This is a genomic window from Pedococcus bigeumensis (assembly GCF_006438965.1).
Lineage (GTDB): Bacteria > Actinomycetota > Actinomycetes > Actinomycetales > Dermatophilaceae > Pedococcus > Pedococcus bigeumensis_A.
The window spans coordinates 635,845-652,679 of the sequence record NZ_RCZM01000002.1 but is presented as its reverse complement, the minus strand read 5'-3'; the positions used below and the strand labels follow the sequence as shown (position 1 = coordinate 652,679).

Annotated in this window: 16 protein-coding genes; 11 read left to right on the top strand and 5 right to left on the bottom strand. The window is 72.0% G+C overall.

Annotated features, from left to right (window positions below):
* Positions 1–49: 49 nt before the first annotated feature.
* Complete coding sequence (locus EAH86_RS08040) at positions 50–2,536, bottom strand: SCO7613 C-terminal domain-containing membrane protein (RefSeq protein WP_140738670.1); 2,487 nt, start codon at positions 2,534–2,536, stop codon at positions 50–52.
* A 162-nt stretch (positions 2,537–2,698) separates the two neighbouring features.
* Positions 2,699–2,983 (bottom strand): Lrp/AsnC family transcriptional regulator, encoded by a 285-nt coding sequence (locus EAH86_RS08035; protein WP_140738667.1) that lies wholly within the window; start codon positions 2,981–2,983, stop codon positions 2,699–2,701.
* Between the two features lie 92 nt (positions 2,984–3,075).
* On the opposite strand from EAH86_RS08035, the gene EAH86_RS08030 reads away from it, so the two are divergent.
* Entirely contained in the window at positions 3,076–3,609 is a 534-nt protein-coding gene (locus EAH86_RS08030; RefSeq protein WP_140738664.1) for a hypothetical protein, read from the top strand.
* A 13-nt stretch (positions 3,610–3,622) separates the two neighbouring features.
* Here the strand turns inward: EAH86_RS08030 and EAH86_RS08025 are convergent, their stop codons facing one another.
* Positions 3,623–5,356 (bottom strand): DEDD exonuclease domain-containing protein, encoded by a 1,734-nt coding sequence (locus EAH86_RS08025; RefSeq protein ID WP_241668264.1) that lies wholly within the window; start codon positions 5,354–5,356, stop codon positions 3,623–3,625.
* Between the two features lie 224 nt (positions 5,357–5,580).
* Here EAH86_RS08025 and EAH86_RS20430 point away from each other — a divergent pair, with 224 nt between their 5' ends.
* The 3 genes from EAH86_RS20430 to EAH86_RS08010 all read left to right on the top strand — a co-directional run bounded on the left by EAH86_RS20430 (position 5,581) and on the right by EAH86_RS08010 (position 8,101).
* The gene (locus EAH86_RS20430) at positions 5,581–5,802 is read left to right on the top strand and encodes a hypothetical protein (RefSeq protein WP_140738661.1); all 222 of its coding nucleotides are present in this window, start codon (positions 5,581–5,583) and stop codon (positions 5,800–5,802) included.
* Positions 5,803–5,822: 20 nt separating this feature from the next.
* The gene (locus EAH86_RS08015) at positions 5,823–7,175 is read left to right on the top strand and encodes a hypothetical protein (protein ID WP_140738658.1); all 1,353 of its coding nucleotides are present in this window, start codon (positions 5,823–5,825) and stop codon (positions 7,173–7,175) included.
* A gap of 218 nt (positions 7,176–7,393) precedes the next feature.
* Positions 7,394–8,101: a snapalysin family zinc-dependent metalloprotease gene (locus EAH86_RS08010; protein ID WP_140738655.1), complete on the top strand. Its 708-nt coding sequence runs from the start codon at positions 7,394–7,396 to the stop codon at positions 8,099–8,101.
* Between the two features lie 10 nt (positions 8,102–8,111).
* Here EAH86_RS08010 and EAH86_RS08005 read toward each other — a convergent pair whose 3' ends face one another.
* A complete protein-coding gene (locus tag EAH86_RS08005) occupies positions 8,112–9,533 on the bottom strand; it encodes a glycosyltransferase 87 family protein (protein ID WP_140738652.1) in 1,422 nt (473 codons plus the stop codon).
* A 24-nt stretch (positions 9,534–9,557) separates the two neighbouring features.
* A complete protein-coding gene (locus EAH86_RS08000) occupies positions 9,558–11,360 on the bottom strand; it encodes an AMP-dependent synthetase/ligase (protein WP_140738649.1) in 1,803 nt (600 codons plus the stop codon).
* Between the two features lie 132 nt (positions 11,361–11,492).
* Between EAH86_RS08000 and EAH86_RS07995 the strand changes: the two genes are divergently transcribed.
* The 7 genes from EAH86_RS07995 to EAH86_RS07965 are packed head-to-tail and all read left to right on the top strand — an operon-like array spanning position 11,493 to position 16,823.
* The gene (locus tag EAH86_RS07995) at positions 11,493–11,852 is read left to right on the top strand and encodes a polyketide cyclase / dehydrase and lipid transport (protein ID WP_140738646.1); all 360 of its coding nucleotides are present in this window, start codon (positions 11,493–11,495) and stop codon (positions 11,850–11,852) included.
* Between the two features lie 43 nt (positions 11,853–11,895).
* Positions 11,896–12,342 carry an SRPBCC family protein gene (locus tag EAH86_RS07990; protein ID WP_140738643.1) on the top strand — a complete coding sequence of 149 codons (447 nt, stop codon included), beginning with the start codon at positions 11,896–11,898 and terminating at the stop codon, positions 12,340–12,342.
* Between the two features lie 31 nt (positions 12,343–12,373).
* Complete coding sequence (locus EAH86_RS07985) at positions 12,374–13,588, top strand: ArsA family ATPase (protein WP_140738640.1); 1,215 nt, start codon at positions 12,374–12,376, stop codon at positions 13,586–13,588.
* Positions 13,581–14,102 (top strand): hypothetical protein, encoded by a 522-nt coding sequence (locus EAH86_RS07980; RefSeq protein WP_140738637.1) that lies wholly within the window; start codon positions 13,581–13,583, stop codon positions 14,100–14,102. The genes EAH86_RS07985 and EAH86_RS07980 overlap by 8 nt, the downstream gene beginning before the upstream one ends.
* Entirely contained in the window at positions 14,099–15,055 is a 957-nt protein-coding gene (locus EAH86_RS07975) for an ROK family glucokinase (protein WP_140738634.1), read from the top strand. The genes EAH86_RS07980 and EAH86_RS07975 overlap by 4 nt, the downstream gene beginning before the upstream one ends.
* Positions 15,052–16,044 (top strand): ROK family glucokinase, encoded by a 993-nt coding sequence (locus EAH86_RS07970; RefSeq protein ID WP_140738631.1) that lies wholly within the window; start codon positions 15,052–15,054, stop codon positions 16,042–16,044. The genes EAH86_RS07975 and EAH86_RS07970 overlap by 4 nt, the downstream gene beginning before the upstream one ends.
* Positions 16,041–16,823 (top strand): endonuclease/exonuclease/phosphatase family protein, encoded by a 783-nt coding sequence (locus EAH86_RS07965; protein ID WP_140738628.1) that lies wholly within the window; start codon positions 16,041–16,043, stop codon positions 16,821–16,823. The genes EAH86_RS07970 and EAH86_RS07965 overlap by 4 nt, the downstream gene beginning before the upstream one ends.
* Positions 16,824–16,835: the final 12 nt, after the last annotated feature.

The window sequence follows — 16,835 nt, the reverse complement described above, 5'->3', positions numbered from 1 at the left end:
CTGCCCTGACAGCCTCCGCCGCCGGGATGAGACGTCGGCCGGGGACGCGCTAGGACATGGAGGCCAGCCAGCTCACCGCCTGGCGGGCGTCGGCCCGGCGCTCTTCGTACCTGGCCCCGACGGCCAGCAGCGCGACGCCGAGTGTGCCGAGGGTGAGGTAGCGCGGCAGCTGGACCGCATAGGGCCCGAGCTGGGTGAGCGCGATGACGATGGTGGCGACCGCGCCGAGCACGACGAGCGCCTGCCAGCGACGCTGCGCCCCGGCGACGAGGACCAGCACGGCCGCGACAACGGTGACCAGGGGGCGCAGCAGGCCGTCGTCGACGGTCGTGAACAGCGCCGAGGGGAGCAGCGCCACCGCGAGGCCGGGGCCCGTGGTCAGCCAGGTGTGGTCACCCAGCTCGCGGTGCGACCACAGCCCTGCGGCGAGGAGCAGGCCGGCCAGCGGAAGGGTCCAGGCCTCGAGCGTCGTCACGTCGGCGTGGGCGAGCTCGAGCCAGGTGGCCGACGTGAGCGCCACCACCGCGAGGGCGACCACCGCGCGACGGCGCGGGAGGGCGGCATACCCGACGGCGATGAGCCCGTAGGCCGCGGCGGCGCCGGCAGCGGCGTGTGGCCAGGAGCGGTCGACTGCGACGAGGACGGTGGTGAGGCCGACGAGGCAGGCGAGGACGCCGAGGACGATCTCCTCGGGTTCGGTGCGCCGCCACCGGGCGAGGGCAGCCAGGGCCAGCGCCGCGGCGACCAGCAGGGCCCACTGGGTCTGGACGCCGACCAGGCCGCCAGTCAGCCACAGCGCCCAGGCTGCCGCCAGGGCGGCGACGCCCGCAGCACCGGCGCGCAGGACGGGCCGCAGGACGGCAGTGGCGGCTGCAGCTACGGCGATGGCCGCCAGGACGGCGATGACGACGCCGTCGGGTCGACCACCCTCCAGCGCACGGAGCAGGGCTCCCGCGAGGCTGAGGTAGCCGACGACCACGAGGGGAGCTTCCTCGGGCAGCGAGCGCCGGATCAGTGCGACGGCGACGAAGGCGGCCCCGGTGGCGGCGGCGGCCAGCACCTCGACGTTCGGGGACAGCAGGCCTCCGCCGAGCGTCACCGCGGTCACCAAGGCGGCCGAGGCCACCGCGGTGGCGGGCACCCGCCAGGTCGGACGGTTCACCGCAGCCGTCGTGGCTGCGAGTGCCGTCGCGGTGAGGGCGGTGATCGTCGCCGGTCGTGAGTCCTGGGCCACGCTGACGAGGACGAGGACGGCGAGTGCGACTCCCGTCTGGGCCTCACACCAGGCAGTGCCCACCGATGTCGTCCGGACGCGTGAGACGGCCAGTACGGTCGCGAGGATGGCGGTGAGGACGGCCAGGACGGCGGTCCAGAACGCGCCGAGCTGCAGGGCCAGGGTGAGTACCGCTGTCGGTGCCGCCAAGGAGGCGACGAGGGCGATGACGCCCAGGGCCCGCCAGTCCCCGGAGACCGGGCGGCCGCTCCAGTCGGCCCGCACCGCGGCGCGGCTGCCGATCCGGACCGTCCGCAGCGCCACGACCCGCCGGGTCGTGAGGGCACCGGCGGTGGCCAGGGTGACCAGGATGGCGACGCACGCCATGCCGTCGACCGTCAGGTCGCCGAGTCGGGAACCGGTCGTGGCACCCAGCGCGTCGGTCGAGGCCGCCAGGGCACCGACCACAGCGCTGGCGAACGTCACGGCAATCCAGCCTGCCGCTGGCCCGGTCGCGGCGCGCCGGGTCAACCCGAACGAGGCGGGGATGACCAGGTGGGCCAGGCCGAAGAGCACGGCACCGGCAAGGGACAGGCCGGCGACGCCGGCGGCGGTGTCGGCGAAGGCCACGATCCCCGCCCAGCCGACCGAGGCGGCCGTCAGCGACAGGAGCGCGAAGCCGGCGATCCGCCGGTCCCGGCGGTGCAGGGCCGCGAGGAGGGCGGCGACGAGCAGGCCGGTGATCGCGGCATACGTGCGGCCGTCGAGGGAGTCGAGGTCAGCTAGCCCGAACCGCCGGGCGGCACTGACGTCCAGGAGCAGGAGGCCACCCGAGACGACGGCCAGGGCTTCGGCGCTGCTGGGCAGCTCTCGCTTCGAGAGCTGGAGGGCGGCGACGACGGCCGCGGCGGTGAAACCACCCATCACCACCAGCTGGCCGGTCCGGCCGATGAGGAACCAGGCGATGGCCAGCGCGATCGAGGCGGCGACGAGGACCAGCAGGACACCGACGGCGAGCAGGGTCTGCTGGGTGGTCCAGCTGCGGCGCGGCGCAGGGGCGGCCATGGTCGACAGGCCAGGGACCTGCGCCGGGAGGGTCGGGGAGGCCTCGGTGGACGCAGCGACGGCGCCCGCGGCCGAGGTGGCCTGGTTGCGCAGCGCGGCGATGAGCGAGGTGCGCTCGACCTGCAGGGCCGCCAGGCTCTGGTCGACCTGCCAGAGGCGGGCGGCGTCGGGGCCGGTGAGCGGCAGGTGGCAGCCGGGGCACGAGGTCGGTGACTCGGGCAGGAAGCGGCTACAGGCGGGGCAGGGGATCGGCGACATCGGTCCTCCGGGGGGGTGCAGGCGCGGCAGCGCTCGGTGGTCCGAGTGTGCCGGTCAGCAGGGGTGTCGCGAATGCGCGTTGCTACTCAGATCGGCCGGGCGGCCGAGGCAGGCCCGCGGGGAGGTGTCAGGTCCTGCAGCTGTCGCTGCAGGTGCGGCTGGTCAGCCCCCGTCGAGGCCGAGGCTGAAGGCCGCCTCGAGGTCGTGCTTGGAGTAGGTGCGGAACGCGATGTGCGTGTTGGTGCCGATGACGCCCTGCACCTTGTTGAGCCGGTCGGCGATGACGTCGTTGAGCTGCTCGTGCTCCTTGACCCGGATCATCGCGATCAGGTCGGCGTCACCGGCGACCGAGTAGACCTCGGTGACACCTTCGAGCTCGGCGATGGCCTGGGCCACCTCGGGGATGCGGTCGACTTCGGCGTTGATGAGCACGATGGCGGAGATCACAGGGTCACTGTATCGGCGCTGCCGCACGCCGCGTGGGGGGATCTGTTGCCGAACGCGGCACATCTCGGGCAGTCCTGGATCATCATGTCCGGGTGGGCCAGACGGGGACCGTGGTGCCGCAGCAGGGGCTGCGCGTCCTGCCCCTTGCCCTCGGGGTGGGTGTGCTGGGCTCGGCCGCGGTCGTCGCGTGGACCTGCACGCAGCCCGAAGCCCTGCCCGCCAGTCCGGTACTGGTCGTGCCGGCTGTCCTGCTGCTGCTCGCCGGTCAGGTGGGTGTGGCCGGCAGGTTGCGGCTGACCAGCCGCGCCCGTAGCCGGGTCAGCGTCGGACGGCTGGCGCGTGCGTTCGCCTCGCCCGGAGGAGCGGCCCTGGCCCTCATTGCCGTGGCAGGGCTGCTCGCGGCATGGTCGGGTCTCAGGCTTGCGCCGGGTGGGACGCCTGCGGACGCCAGGCCAGGCTGTCCGTATCCGCTTGTGTCCCGGGGACATGTGCTCTGTGTGAGCCCCGAGCACTACCGACTCGCCGGGCTGGGCGCCGAGCGGTTCGCGGCCGGAGTGGTGCTGCTGCTCCTGGCGGTGGACCTCGCCGTGGCCCTGGCACCGGCCGAGACCCGGCAGCTTGCCTGACTGAGCCGCCTGGTCAGGACGCGGCGACGAAGCCGGCCACCGCGTGCCGGGCGACCGCCTGGGGTTCGAGCTCGGCGCGGGCACCGCCGGCGCCACCGACGGGGCAGGTCCACTCGCCGTCGAGGTCGACGATGCGGACGCCGGGGGACTCCAGCCAGCGCAGGATCTTCTCGGTCTCCTCCGGTGTGGCCGCAGGGGCCGGCCAGTGGGCCGGGAGCACGACCTCGGCGCTGGTGCGCACGGCGTCGACGTAGGGCATCGGATCGGCACCTCGCGGCGAGATGGTGCTCGCAGCGAGGCGTCCGTGCCGGACGACGACGACCTCCCACCCACCTGGCACGGCGGGCCGGGCGGCGATGATCTCGGGGCTGGCGGCCAGGGGTGCGATCCGCTGCGCGCGGGCCATGCCGCGTACCAGCGCCAGCATGCGGTCGCGCAGCGTGCCGGCGTCCTCGAACCGCTCCTGGTCGGCGAGCGACCCCATCCGGGTGCGCAGCGCGGTGACCACGCTGCGGGAGTCACCGGCCAGCGCGTGGACGGCGTCCTGCACCACGGCGGCATACTCCTGCACGCTCTGGGCGCCGGTGCAGGGAGCGCCGCAGCGACCCATGTCGGCGAGCACGCACGAACCGACCGGGCGGGTGGGGCTCAGCCGCTGCACGCACTGACGCAGCGGGATGACCTCGTGGACCGCGGCGACGGCCGCCTCGGCGGACCCACGGCTGCCGAACGGACCGATGTAGCGGGCGCCGTCGCCGCGCACCTCACGCACGATCGACAGCCTCGGGAACGCCTCGACGGTCAGCTTGACCCAGGTGGCCCGCTCGGGGAACTTGGAACGGCGGTTGTAGCGCGGCTTGTGCTCGGCGATGAGGCGCAGCTCGCGGACCTCGGCCTCGAGCGTGGTGGCGCAGACGATCGGGGTGACCGACTCGGCCAGCCGCACCATCTCGGCCATCCGGGTGCGCTGCTCGGACGCGGTGAAGTAGCTGCGCACCCGGGTGCGGATGTTGACCGAGGTGCCGACGTAGAGGACCCGGCCGTCGGAGTCCTTGAACAGGTAGACCCCCGGCTCGCTGGGGAGGCCGTCGGCCAGCCAGCGCTTGCGTCGCTGGGCGGGGCTGACCCGCGACGTGTAGCTCGCGAGCTCCTCGAAGGTGTGCACCCCGAGGCTGCCCACCCGGCCGATGAGGGCGTGCAGCACGTCGACCGTCGCCTGGGCGTCGTGCAGCGCGCGGTGGTCGGGCGTCGTGGTCGCGCCGAACAGGGCGGCCAGCGTCGAGAGCTTGTGGTTGCGTGCCTCGTCCCGGCTGACCAGCTGGCGCGCGAGGTGGACGGTGTCGAGGACCGCGTGCCGGGGCCACTCGATGCCCTGGTCGCGCGCCGCCATCTTGAGGAACCCGACGTCGAACCCGGCGTTGTGGGCGACCAGCACCGCGCCCTGGGCGAACTCGAGGAACGCCGGCAGCGCGGACTCGATGCGTGGCGCGTCGGCCACCATCGACGTGGTGATGCCGGTGAGCGACTGGATGAACGGCGGGATCGGCAGGTGCGGGTTGACCAGCGTCTGGAACTCGCCCAGCACCTCACCGCCGCGCACCTTGACCGCGCCGATCTCGGTGATGGCGGAGTCAGCCGGGCTGCCACCGGTGGTCTCGAGGTCGACGACGACGAACGTGACATCGGCCAGCGCCGTGCCCAAGTCGTCGAAGGTGCCTTGCACCATCTGGTCGCCGGCCATCTGCATGGACCCGACGGTAGGCCGGTGGTGTGACAGCCGGCGGCAGGCGCGCCCTTGCCTCGGGTCAGTTCCGTGTCCGGCCGTCAGGGCTCGGGCCGGGGCGCAGACCAGTGCTCGGTATGCCGCGTTGCCGGCGTTGTCAGTGCCCTCACCTAGCGTCGTCGTCAGGTGAGAAACCATCAACCGTACTTCTCCACAGAAGTGTCCCGACAGAGAGCGAGGTGGTCGCGATGATCATCGATTGCCAGAGCTGCCCGGTGCGCGACCTGCACTGCGCCGACTGCATGGTCACGGCCCTGCTGGTGCCCCAGGGGGCGCAGCTGCCCCTCGATGCCGCCGAGCGGGCGGCCGTCACGCGGTTCGCCGAGGCCGGGCTGGTCACTGCCCACGAAGCCACCTCGGCCAGCGCCCGGCGCGAGCCGTGGGCCGCCCACATCCGCGCCGTCGGCTGAGCGGCTCCTACGATGGCTGGATGAGCCGGCCCACCACGTCCCGCGGCGGTCGCCCGGACCGCGGGGTGGCGGGAGCGGTGCTGGTCGGCGTGCTGGTCCTCGGCCTCGGACTGGTCGGCTGCTCGCCGAGCAAGGCGCCCGGGCCGGACGGGTCCTCGACGACCTGGTCGCCCTCCTCACAGCAGAACGCGCCGCAGCCCTCGACCGTCCGCGAGGACGCGCTCGCGACGTTGCTCGCCCAGCGGGCCGCCGCGGTCCGCGACCATGACCGGAGGGCGTTCTCGGCCACCCTCGACGACCCTTCCTCGGGGTTCGGGCTGCGTCAGCTCGCCCAGTACGACGCCCTCGCCCAGCTCCCGCTGGGCACCTTCAGCTACGGCACCCCTGAGCCGGCACCGGCCCTGAGCGTCGAACGGGTGGCCCAGCTCGGGCCGGACGCCTGGGTCTCGCGGGTGGCCGGCCGCTACAGCCTCGCGGGTTTCGACACCGCGACGCGGGACTTCGAGTCCTACTTCACCGTGGTCAGGCGTGGGGACGAGTGGCGGCTCATCGACGACACTGACGGTGGCACGCAGGTGCAGCTGTGGGACCTGCCGAAGTTCACCGTGGTGCGCAGCGCGACGACGTTGGTCGTCGGTTCCGGTCCGGCGAGCCGGCTACGTCCGTACCTGACGCTGGGCAACCTCGCCGTCAAGCGGGTCGATGCGGTCTGGACCGCGCCCTGGAACAAGCGGCTGGTCCTCGTCGTCCCGGGGACAGCCACCCAGATGGCCGAGCAGGTCGGTGCGGACAAGGACGGTGTCGGACAGGTCGCAGCCGTCACGGACGGTCCGTTCGACCTCCAGGGCCGTGCCGGTGCCGACCGGGTGGTGGTCAACCCCGGTGCCTTCGCGAACCTCCAGACCCGTGGCAAGCAGGTCGTCGTGACCCACGAGACGACCCACGTCGCCATCCGCGCCACGACCAACCGGCCCGTGCCCCTGTGGCTGTCCGAGGGCATGGCCGACTACGTCGGCTACCGGGACATCGGCGCGACACGCACCCAGGTCGCCGCCGCCCTGCTAGACCGCGTCCGTGCCGGCAAGGGCCCCAAGACCCTGCCGACTGCCGGTGACTTCGACCCGGCGCACACCACCATCGCACCGAGCTACAACGCCGCCTGGCTGGCGGTCAACCGCATCGTCGACCGCTACGGCTCGGCGGCCCTGATCCGCTTCTACCTCGCGGCGGCCACCACCACCGACCCGTCATCGAGCGCGACCAGCGACCCCGACGCGAACGTCGCCGCCGCCTTCAGGACGGTCCTGCGCACCTCACCGGCCGCCTTCACCAAGGAGTGGCTGTCCTACCTGAGGTCCCTGGCCGCGCGCTGACCGGCGACTCTGTCGACCGCTGGACGCGCGCCGACCTGTCGGGTCCAGACGTTCCAGACGTGCTGCACACGCGGCATACACCGACCTGTCGGGACTTGGCCAAGACCTGACCCGGACCCTGCGAACGCCCGACCTCACCGCGGTTAGGAAGGAAGGCAGTGCCGCGGCACCCGTCGCGGCACCCGACCTGACACCGACCATCTCCAAGGGAGCAGGACATGTCGAAAGCCCGACTGACCCTCATCGCCGCCAGCACCGCGGCGCTCGCCGCCACCACCCTCGCCGCAGCGCCGGCGAGCACCGACGCCGCACCGACGGAGCACTCGTGGACGCAGCAGAGCGAGCAACCAGGCCAGGCGCGGGGCAGCAGCTACCTGCCGAACCAGCGCGAGAAGGCGCAGAACGCCCGGCTCCAGAAGAACCTCGACACCGCCATCGCGCAGGCCGCCAAGGAGCAGGCCAGCGGTCAGCGCAAGCCGCTCGCGGCTGCCGTGACGGTGTACTACGACGACTCGCAGGCGCCGTCCTTCGACTCGCTGATCGACCAGGGGGCGGCCATCTGGAACTCCCGTGTGACGAACGTGCGGCTGGTCGAGGGAAACTCGTCGAACGCCAGCCTGAGCTACTACGAGGGGACCGACCCCAGCGGCTCGTACTACTACGGCGACGGGCACGGCAGCGGCTACGTCTTCCTGGACTACGACCAGGCGAATGTCTATGCACCGCTGCGCATCGTCACCCACGAGACGGGGCACGCGCTCGGCCTGCCGGACCGCTACACCCAGCCGTGCTCCAAGCTGATGTCCGGTGGCGGCCCCGGCCCGTCGTGCACCAACCCCTACCCGGACTCGGTGGAGGCCTCTGAGGTGGACACACTGTGGCGCAACGGGTTTGCTGCCTCGGGCACGTTCTCCAAGGTCGGCTGACAGCCCGGTCTCAGCTGGGTCCGCCCAGTCGCGCAGGAGCGCGCCCGTCCGTGTCGGCGGGCGCGCTCCCCGCGTCCGACGCGCTCCCCGTGTCCGGCGTGTTCCGCGTCAGCTCCGCCACGCCCAAAGAGACGACGACCAGCGCGCCGACCAGCCAGAACTGGTTGTAGAAGGCCTGCTTGTTGACAAGGTTGGCCACGAGCAGCACCAGCGCGAGCCAGCGCAGCACGTCGGCCAGCGGAGGCTGGCGGCGCCACACCGTCCAGCAGACGGCGGCGAGCGTGCCGAGCACGGCGATCCCTGTCACGGCGAGGGGCAGCGTCACGCCAAAGGTGTTGAGGGCCAACAGGTAGAGCGTGTTGGCGAACTTGATCGGGTGGAAGCCCACCAGCAGGCTGATCGTGTCGTGGACGAAGTCAGGCGGGCTCGCGAGGAACCACGGTGCGATGAGGATGCCAGTCAGCGCGCCCGTCGCGATGCTCCGCTTCCACCCGAATGGGCGCCACAGCAGCAGGACCGGGAGCAACAGCGCGAGGTGCTGCTTGCTGGCGCACGCCAGGGCCAGTGGGATGACGGCCCACCAGGCCCGGTCGCGCTGCACCAGGACGGCCCAGCCGATGATGCCGGCGAGCAGCAGGGGTTCAGTCCAAGCCTGGTCGAGCTGGGTGAGGGTCCCGGGTGCGAAGACCAGCAGCGCCGTCACCGCCGCTGCCGTCCAGCCCCAGCCGGGCTGGGCACCCGACCCGGTATGCCGTCGTGCAGGGCTGCGCGCGAGCAGCCAGACCCCGGCCACCGCCACGAGGGTCCAGAACGCCAGCGCCCAGCGGACGTCGCCGAACAGCCAGCGTCCCGGCGCGAGCAGGACGGCGGTCCAGGGCAGGTAGGTGAAGGCGTCCTGGATGCCGGGGGAGCCGGTCCAGTTCATGGCGTAGAAGTTCTCCCCGCGGGCAAGGCCGTCGGCTGCCTGTTGCAGGGTGACCCAGACGTCGATGCGTGGCCGCGGTGAGGAGACGACGGCGATGGCCGCGCACGCGGCATACCCGGTGACGGCGACGATCCCGGCAGCCCACGCGGCTCGAGGACCGTTGGTGCACAACAGGACTGCGGCCACCAGCGGTGCGACGACGAGCAGGGTGGTGGCCAGCGCGATTCCGGTCGGTGCGAGGTAGCTGAACAGGGGGACTGCGAGGGTGGCGAGCGCCGAACCGGCCAGCATGACCGCCACCGCCGGGCGGGTCAGCCGGACCCGCCACCCGAGCCACTGCCACAGCGCCAGGGCCGCGGTGGCCGCCGTCAGGGTGGCCACGATGGGGATGCGGTAGCGCACCACGCTCCACTGCAGCGCGGTGAAGAACAGCAGCCACCCCAGGGCGAACAGGAAAGCGGACACCGCCCCGGACCGGGTGGACGGTCCGAGGCGGTGGCTACGCATGGCTAGACCCTACGGGGCGGCCGACTACTCCTTGCCGCCGCCGGCGTAGAGGGACTCCACCTCGTCGTGGAAGTCCTTCATGACGATGTTGCGCTTGAGCTTCAGGCTCGGCGTGAGGTAGCCGTTCTCCTCGGTGAAGTCGCCCGGCAGCACCGCGAACTTGCGGATCGACTCGGCTTTGGACACCGACTTGTTGGCGTCGTCGACGGCCTTCTGGAGCTCGGCCAGCACCGTCTCGTTGGTGCGGGCCTGCTCGAAGGTGACTCCCGCCAGGCCGTTGTTCTTGGCCCAGCCGGGGTACATCTCCTCGTCCAGGGTCAGCAGGGCGCCAATGAACGGCTTCTGGTCGCCGACGACGATGCACTGGGAGATGAGCGGGTGCGCCCTGAGCCGGTCCTCGAGGCCGGCCGGTGCGACGTTCTTGCCGCCGGCGGTGACGAGCAGCTCCTTCTTGCGGCCGGTGATCTTGAGGTAGCCGTCCTCGTCGAGCTCGCCGATGTCGCCGGTGTGGAACCACCCGTCGAGCACCGCACCCGCGGTGGCCTCGGCGTTGTTGTTGTAGGACGCGAAGACGTTGTTGCCCTGGATGAGGATCTCGCCGTCGTCGGCGATCCGGATGCCCACGCCGGGCAGGGGGGCGCCGACGGTGCCGATCTTGACCCGGTCCGGGACGTTGACGGTGGCGGGGGCCGTGGTCTCGGTGAGGCCGTAGCCCTCGAGGACGGTGACGCCGATGCCGCGGAAGAAGTGGCCGAGGCGAGTGCCGAGCGGGGCGCCGCCGGACACGGCATACATGACCTGGCCGCCCATGGCATCGCGCAGCTTGGAGTAGACGAGCTTGTCGAAGACGGTGTGGCGCACCTTGAGCCCGAGGCCGGCCCCACCGGTGTCCTGGGCGCTCGACCACGCGATGGCGGTGTCGGCGGCGGTGGCGAAGATCTTGCCCTTGCCCTCGGCGGTCGCCTTGGCCTCGGCCGAGTTGTAGATCTTCTCGAAGACGCGCGGGACGGACAGGATGAAGGTCGGCTTGAACTCCGCGAAGTCGGCCAGCAGGTTCTTGATGTCGGCGCTGTGGCCCATCTTGGCCTCGCCCGTCACGCACAGGACCTGGATGAACCGCGCGAAGACGTGCGCCAGCGGCAGGAACAGCAGGGTCGAGGCGCCCTCGGCCTTGACCACGGACTTGAGCTTGGTGATGGCGTTCTCGGACAGCGCCAGGAAGTTGTCGTGCGTGAGCTGCACGCCCTTGGGGCGACCCGTGGTGCCGGAGGTGTAGATGATGGTCGCGATGCTCGCCCGGTTGAGCGCGCCCTTGGCGGCCTCGAGGTCGCTGTCGCTCACGGTCTCGCCTGCGGTCTTGAGCTCGGCGATGGCGCCGTCGTCGACCTGCCACGCGTGCGCCAGGTCGGGCACCTGGTCGCGGATCTCGGCGAGGGTGGCCGCGTGGGCCGGGGTCTCGAGCATGATGCCCTTGGCGCCCGAGTCGGTGAGGATCCAGCTGACCTGCTCGGCGGACGAGGTCTCGTAGATCGGGACCGTGACCGCACCGGCGGTCCAGATCGCGAAGTCCGTGAGGGTCCACTCGTAGCGGGTCTTGCACATGATGGCCACGCGGTCGCCGGGGGCGATCCCTGCGGCGACCAGGCCCTTGGCGACGCCCTGGACGTCCTGGTCGAACTCGGCTGCGGTCACGTCGATCCAGCGGCTCCCCTCCTTGCGGGAGAACGCCACGCGCGAGGGGTTCGAGACTGCGTTACGGCCCGGGAGATCGGCAAGGCTCCCCTCGGTCGTGGGCGGCACGAGTGGGGGTGCGACGTGTTCCTGCACAGAGTCTCCTTTGACGACGGCATCTGTGCCTCAGTGACAGCAGTGCCTCAGTGACGCACAGACTACCGGTGGGTAGGGGTGCTGGGGGAGTGCCCGTCTACATCCCGGCGTGACGTGCGGAACACTGTTCCGGTGCGGGACCCCAGGATCGACATCGTCGACGAGACGTTCATCCGGGCTGCCCCCGAGGTCGTCCGCGACAGCCTCGACGACGAGAGGTGGACGGCGCAGATCTGGCCGCACCTGACCCGTGCGGTCCTCAGGGACCGCGGCGTGAAAGGGGTGCGATGGAGCGTGACCGGTCAGGTCGTCGGTGAGATGGAGGTCTGGCTCGAGCCGTACCGGGACGGGGTGGTCGTGCACCACTACGTGCGTGGCACGCGCGGGCCACGGGCCCCGCGGGACGTGGCCACGCGGCATACCTTGCGGTGGAAGCGGGCGGTGCACGAGCTGAAGGACCGGCTCGAAGGCGGTACGGCGGCGAACGGCTAGTCGCGGTCGTCGGGGAAAGGCTGGGCGTTGTAGCCTTCGGCGCATGGCCGACCGCACCGAATCCAGCATCGACATCGACGCCAAGCCGGGTGAGGTCCTGGACGTCATCGCCGACTTCGAGAGCTATCCGCAGTGGGCGACCGAGGTCAAGAACGTCACCATCCTCACCGAGGAGGGCGACGGCTGGGCCGACCAGGTCCAGTTCACCCTCGACGCCGGAGCGATCAAGGACACCTACACCCTCGACTACGAGTGGGACGTGGCCAAGAACGGCACCGGTGTCGTCTCGTGGAGCCTGGTGGAGGCGACCGTCCTCAAGGCCATGAACGGCTCGTACACCTTGGCGGCCAAGGGCAAGGACGCCACGACGGTGACCTACCGGCTCGCGGTCGACGTCAAGATCCCGATGCTCGGCATGCTCAAGCGAAAGGCCGAGAAGGTCATCATCGACACCGCGCTGAAGTCGCTGAAGAAGCGGGTGGAGGGTTGAGGCAGGTCGTCGCCCCAGGGCGCCGATAGCCATGCGAGTCATCCTCTTCACCGGCAAGGGTGGTGTCGGCAAGACCACCACGGCCGCGGCCACGGCCGTCCACGCCGCTCGGGCCGGCGTCAAGACGCTGGTCATGTCGACCGATGCGGCGCACTCGCTCGGTGACGCGCTGGGCGTGGGCCTCGGCGGGGCGAGCAGTGGCGCCCCGGTGGAGGTCGAACCAGGCCTGTCCGCCCTCCAGATCAGCCCACCGCACCTGCTGGGCGAGTCCTGGCGGGTGGTGCAGGACTACCTGCTCTCGGTGCTGGACACGGTCGGCATCGACCCGGTGGTGGCCGAGGAGCTGACCCGGCTGCCAGGTGCCGAGGAGATCGCGGCGCTGCTCGAGCTGCGTTCGCAGGTCGAGTCCGGTCCGTGGGATCTCGTCGTCGTCGACTGCGCGCCCACCGCCGAGACGCTCCGGTTGCTGGCCCTGCCCGAAGCCCTCGCCTGGCACCTCGAGCGGCTGCTCCCGGCCCAGCGCGGGCTGATCCGGACGTTGCGCCCGGCCGCCGCCGCGGCTGCCGGCGTGCCGCTTCCCGACGTGGCGGTGGTCGAGGCAGTGACTGGGTGGCAGCGCCAGATGCGCGACGTGCACCGCATCCTCACCGGCGACCAGACCTCGGTGCGCCTGGTCCTCACCCCGGAGCGGGTGGTCATCGCCGAGTCCCGGCGCACCTGGACGTCGTTGTCGCTCTACGGGTTCGTCGTCGACGCCGTGGTCGTCAACCGGGTCTTCCCGGACGCCGCGGCCGAGGCCGGTCCGCACACCCCCGACGCCTGGCGCGCCTCGTGGAACGCCGCGCAGCAGGAGGGTCTGGTCGAGGTCCGGGAGTCCTTCGCTGGGCTGCCCGTCGTCGTGACCCCCTATCTGCCGTCCGAGCCGATCGGGGCCGACGCGCTGGCCGACCTCGCCGCGGCGCAGGAGGGTGGCGCCGACGTCCTGTCGCCGGTCACCCACCGGGGACTGACCGTCGAGCAGACCGACGAGGGTTTCGTGATGACTCTGCCGCTGCCCCTCGCGCACGCGGCCGACCTCGGCCTGCAACGCCGTGACGACGAGCTGGTCGTCACGGTGGGGGAGCACCGCCGGGTGCTCACCCTTCCGGCCGCTCTGCAACGATGCGTGGTCGAAGGTGCCTCCGTGCGCGATGGTCTGCTGCGGGTGCGCTTCGTCCCCGACGAGGAGGTCTGGCCGCGTGGCTGACGACGAACGCCCTGCCGTGGGCACGGTGGCCGAGGAGGCCGCCCGGCTGCTCGACGCCCTCGGCGGGTGGGCGAGCAGCACCCAGGCCGGGTATGCCGCGAGGACGACTCCCAGCCCGGCGTCGCCCGACGAGGGTGCTCCAGAGGCGGCCGGCTCGGGCGGGAACGGCTCGACCGAGAACGCCTCGGCCCCGCACGCGGACGGTCACGCGTCCCGGTGCGAGTCCTGTGGTGCGGAGAACGGCGTGGGGCAGGCCGTCACCTGTCAGCTGTGCCCGGTCTGCCAGGGCATCGGGCTGCTGCGCTCGGTGCGACCCGAGACGGTGGACCGGCTGGCTGACCTCGCCGGTGCGCTCGCGGCCACCCTGCGCGACATGGCCGGCCAGCGTCGCGCCGATGCGGGCGATCCGCCGACCAAGAAGTCGTCGCACCAAGCCTCCCGGACCCGGGTGCAGGACATCGTCGTGGACGACGAGGACGAGCACCCCGGCACAGCGGGGAGCGCCACCTCATGAGTGTGACCATCGGTGTTGACATCGGCGGCACGAAGATCGCCGCGGGCGTCGTGTCCGCGACCGGCGAGATCCTGGCGCGCGCCCGTCGGGACACGCCGGCCCAGGACCCGGACCAGATCGCCCACGACGTCGCGGACCTCGTCACCGAGCTCGCCGCCGATCGCAGCGACGTGCGCGGCGTCGGGGTGGCCTGCGCGGGGTTCATCGATCGCACCGGCTCCACGGTGCTGTTCGCCCCCAACCTCGCGTGGCGCGACGAACCGCTCAAGATGCGGCTCGAGGCCCTCGTCGACCAGCCCGTCACCATCGAGAACGACGCCAACGCCGCGGCGTGGGGTGAGTTCCGGTACGGAGCTGCCACCGAGGCCGACGACATGGTGCTCATCACGGTGGGCACCGGGATCGGTGGCGGTGTCGTGGTCGACTCGCGGCTGCTGCGCGGGGCCTACGGCGTCGGCGGCGAGCTCGGCCACATGAGGGTCGTCCCGGACGGGATCCGTTGCGGCTGCGGGAACCGCGGTTGCTGGGAGGTCTACGCCTCCGGCAACGCGCTCGTCCGCGAGGCGCGCGAGCTGGTCGCGTCAGGTGCGCTCAGCGCCGCCGCCCTCGCCGAGGCCTGCGGTGGCGACCCTGCGGCCCTCAAGGGCGACGACATCACCGCTGCCGCCCAGGCCGGCGACTCGGCGTCGGTCGAGCTGCTCGCCGACCTCGGCCGCTGGGTGGGCGAGGGTGCCGCATCTGTCTCCGCCATCCTCGACCCCGAGCTCATCGTCATCGGTGGCGGCGTCGTCGCGGCCGGTGACCTGCTCATCGGACCCGCCCACGCGGCATACGCACGCAATCTCACGGGGCGCGGCCACCGACCGGTCGCCGACATGGTGCCGGCCCGGCTCGGCAACGACGCGGGCCTGATCGGCGCGGCAGCACTCGCCGCCGAAGGCGTCGGCTCATGAGCTCCGGGCTGGCCGTCGGCATCGACATCGGCGGCACCAAAGTGGCTGGGGGAGTCGTCGACGCCGATGGCACCGTCGTCGCCAGGGCCAGACGCGACACCCCGCACCGCTCCACGCGACCGGCCGTGGTCGAGGACACCATCGTGGACGTGGTCGCCGAGCTCATCGACATCGCCGGTGACGACGTGGTCGCGGTCGGTATCGGGGCAGCGGGGTTCGTGGCCGCAGACCGGGCCACCGTCGTCTTCGCCCCCCACCTGTCCTGGCGCGACGAACCCCTCGAAGCCAACCTGCAGCGCCGCGTCCCGGTGCCGATCTCGGTCGACAACGACGCCAACGCGGCTGCATGGGCGGAGTGGAGATTCGGTGCGGCACAAGGGGACTCGCACGTCGTCATGGTCAACCTCGGCACCGGTATCGGTGGCGCGATCATCATGGACGGGCAGATCATCCGCGGCCGCTACGGGATCGCGGGGGAGTTCGGCCACATGCAGGTGGTGCCGGGTGGTCAGCGCTGCGAGTGCGGCAACAAGGGCTGCTGGGAGCAGTACGCGTCGGGGAACGCGCTCGTGCGCGAGGCGCGCTCGATGATGACGGCGAACAGCCCGATGGCCACCGACCTGCTGGCCCTCGCCGACGGCGACCCGTCGGCGCTGACCGGACCGATGATCACCGAGGCCGCGCGCGACGGCGACCCGACGGCCACCGAGCTGCTCGGCGAGATCGGGCAGTGGCTCGGGGTCGGCATCGCCAACCTGGCCGCCGCCTTCGACCCGGGCGTCTTCGTCATCGGTGGCGGTGTGAGCGCGGCAGGGGATCTCTTGCTCGAGCCGGCGCGCACCACGTTCCGGCGCCACCTCACGGGTCGCGGCTACCGACCCGAGGCGCGGATCGTCGCGGCCGCGCTGGGCAACGAGGCCGGGCTGATCGGGGCCGCGGACCTGGCCCGACGGGACGCACTGGGACGCGCGGGCGCCGAGGGCGCATGAGCACCATGCGGGTGGCGTCCTACAACCTCAAGGACTTCACCCTCGACCGCCACGCGGCGGCGCGCGTCATCCGCGCCATCGACCCCGACGTGCTGTGCCTCCAGGAGGTGCCGCGCCGGCTGTTCTCCACGTGGCGGGTGTCCGACTTCGCGCAGGAGTGCGGGATGTTCTGGTCCGGCCGGCACCGGGGCAGCGGCGGCACGACGGTCTTCACCTCGTTGCGCGTGCAGGTGCCCGAGTCGCGCCACTACCGGCTGCGGGTGGCTGCCCTCCAACGCACCCGCGGGTATGCCGTGCTGCGCGTCGGACCCGCCGGCCACCAGCCGCTCGTGGTGGCCTCGGTGCACCTCAGCCTCGATGCCGACGAACGTGAGCGGCACGCTGTGCAGATCCTCAAGCGGGTGTCGGGGGGCGGACCGGTGCTGCTGGCCGGCGACCTCAACGAGGGGGAGACCGGCAAGGCCTGGCGGCTGTTCGCCTCGCCGTTGCGCCTCATCTCGGCGTCCATCCCGACCTATCCGGCCAAGGCCCCGCGCAAGGTGCTCGACGTCATCTTCGCCTCGCCCGACCTGACCGTGCTGCCGCATCGCGAGGTCGCGCTGTCGGTCGATGACCTGGTGGCGGCGAGCGACCACCGCCCGACGTGGGTCGACGTGGACCTCGACCCGCAGGTGGTCCCGACGGCCGAGACCGAGACGGGTCCGGCGGTGTCGGAGTCCACCGTCGAGCAGGCCGAGGCGGCTGCCGAGGACGCGGCAGGGAACGAGTCTGCGAGCTAGCCGGGGCTGGAC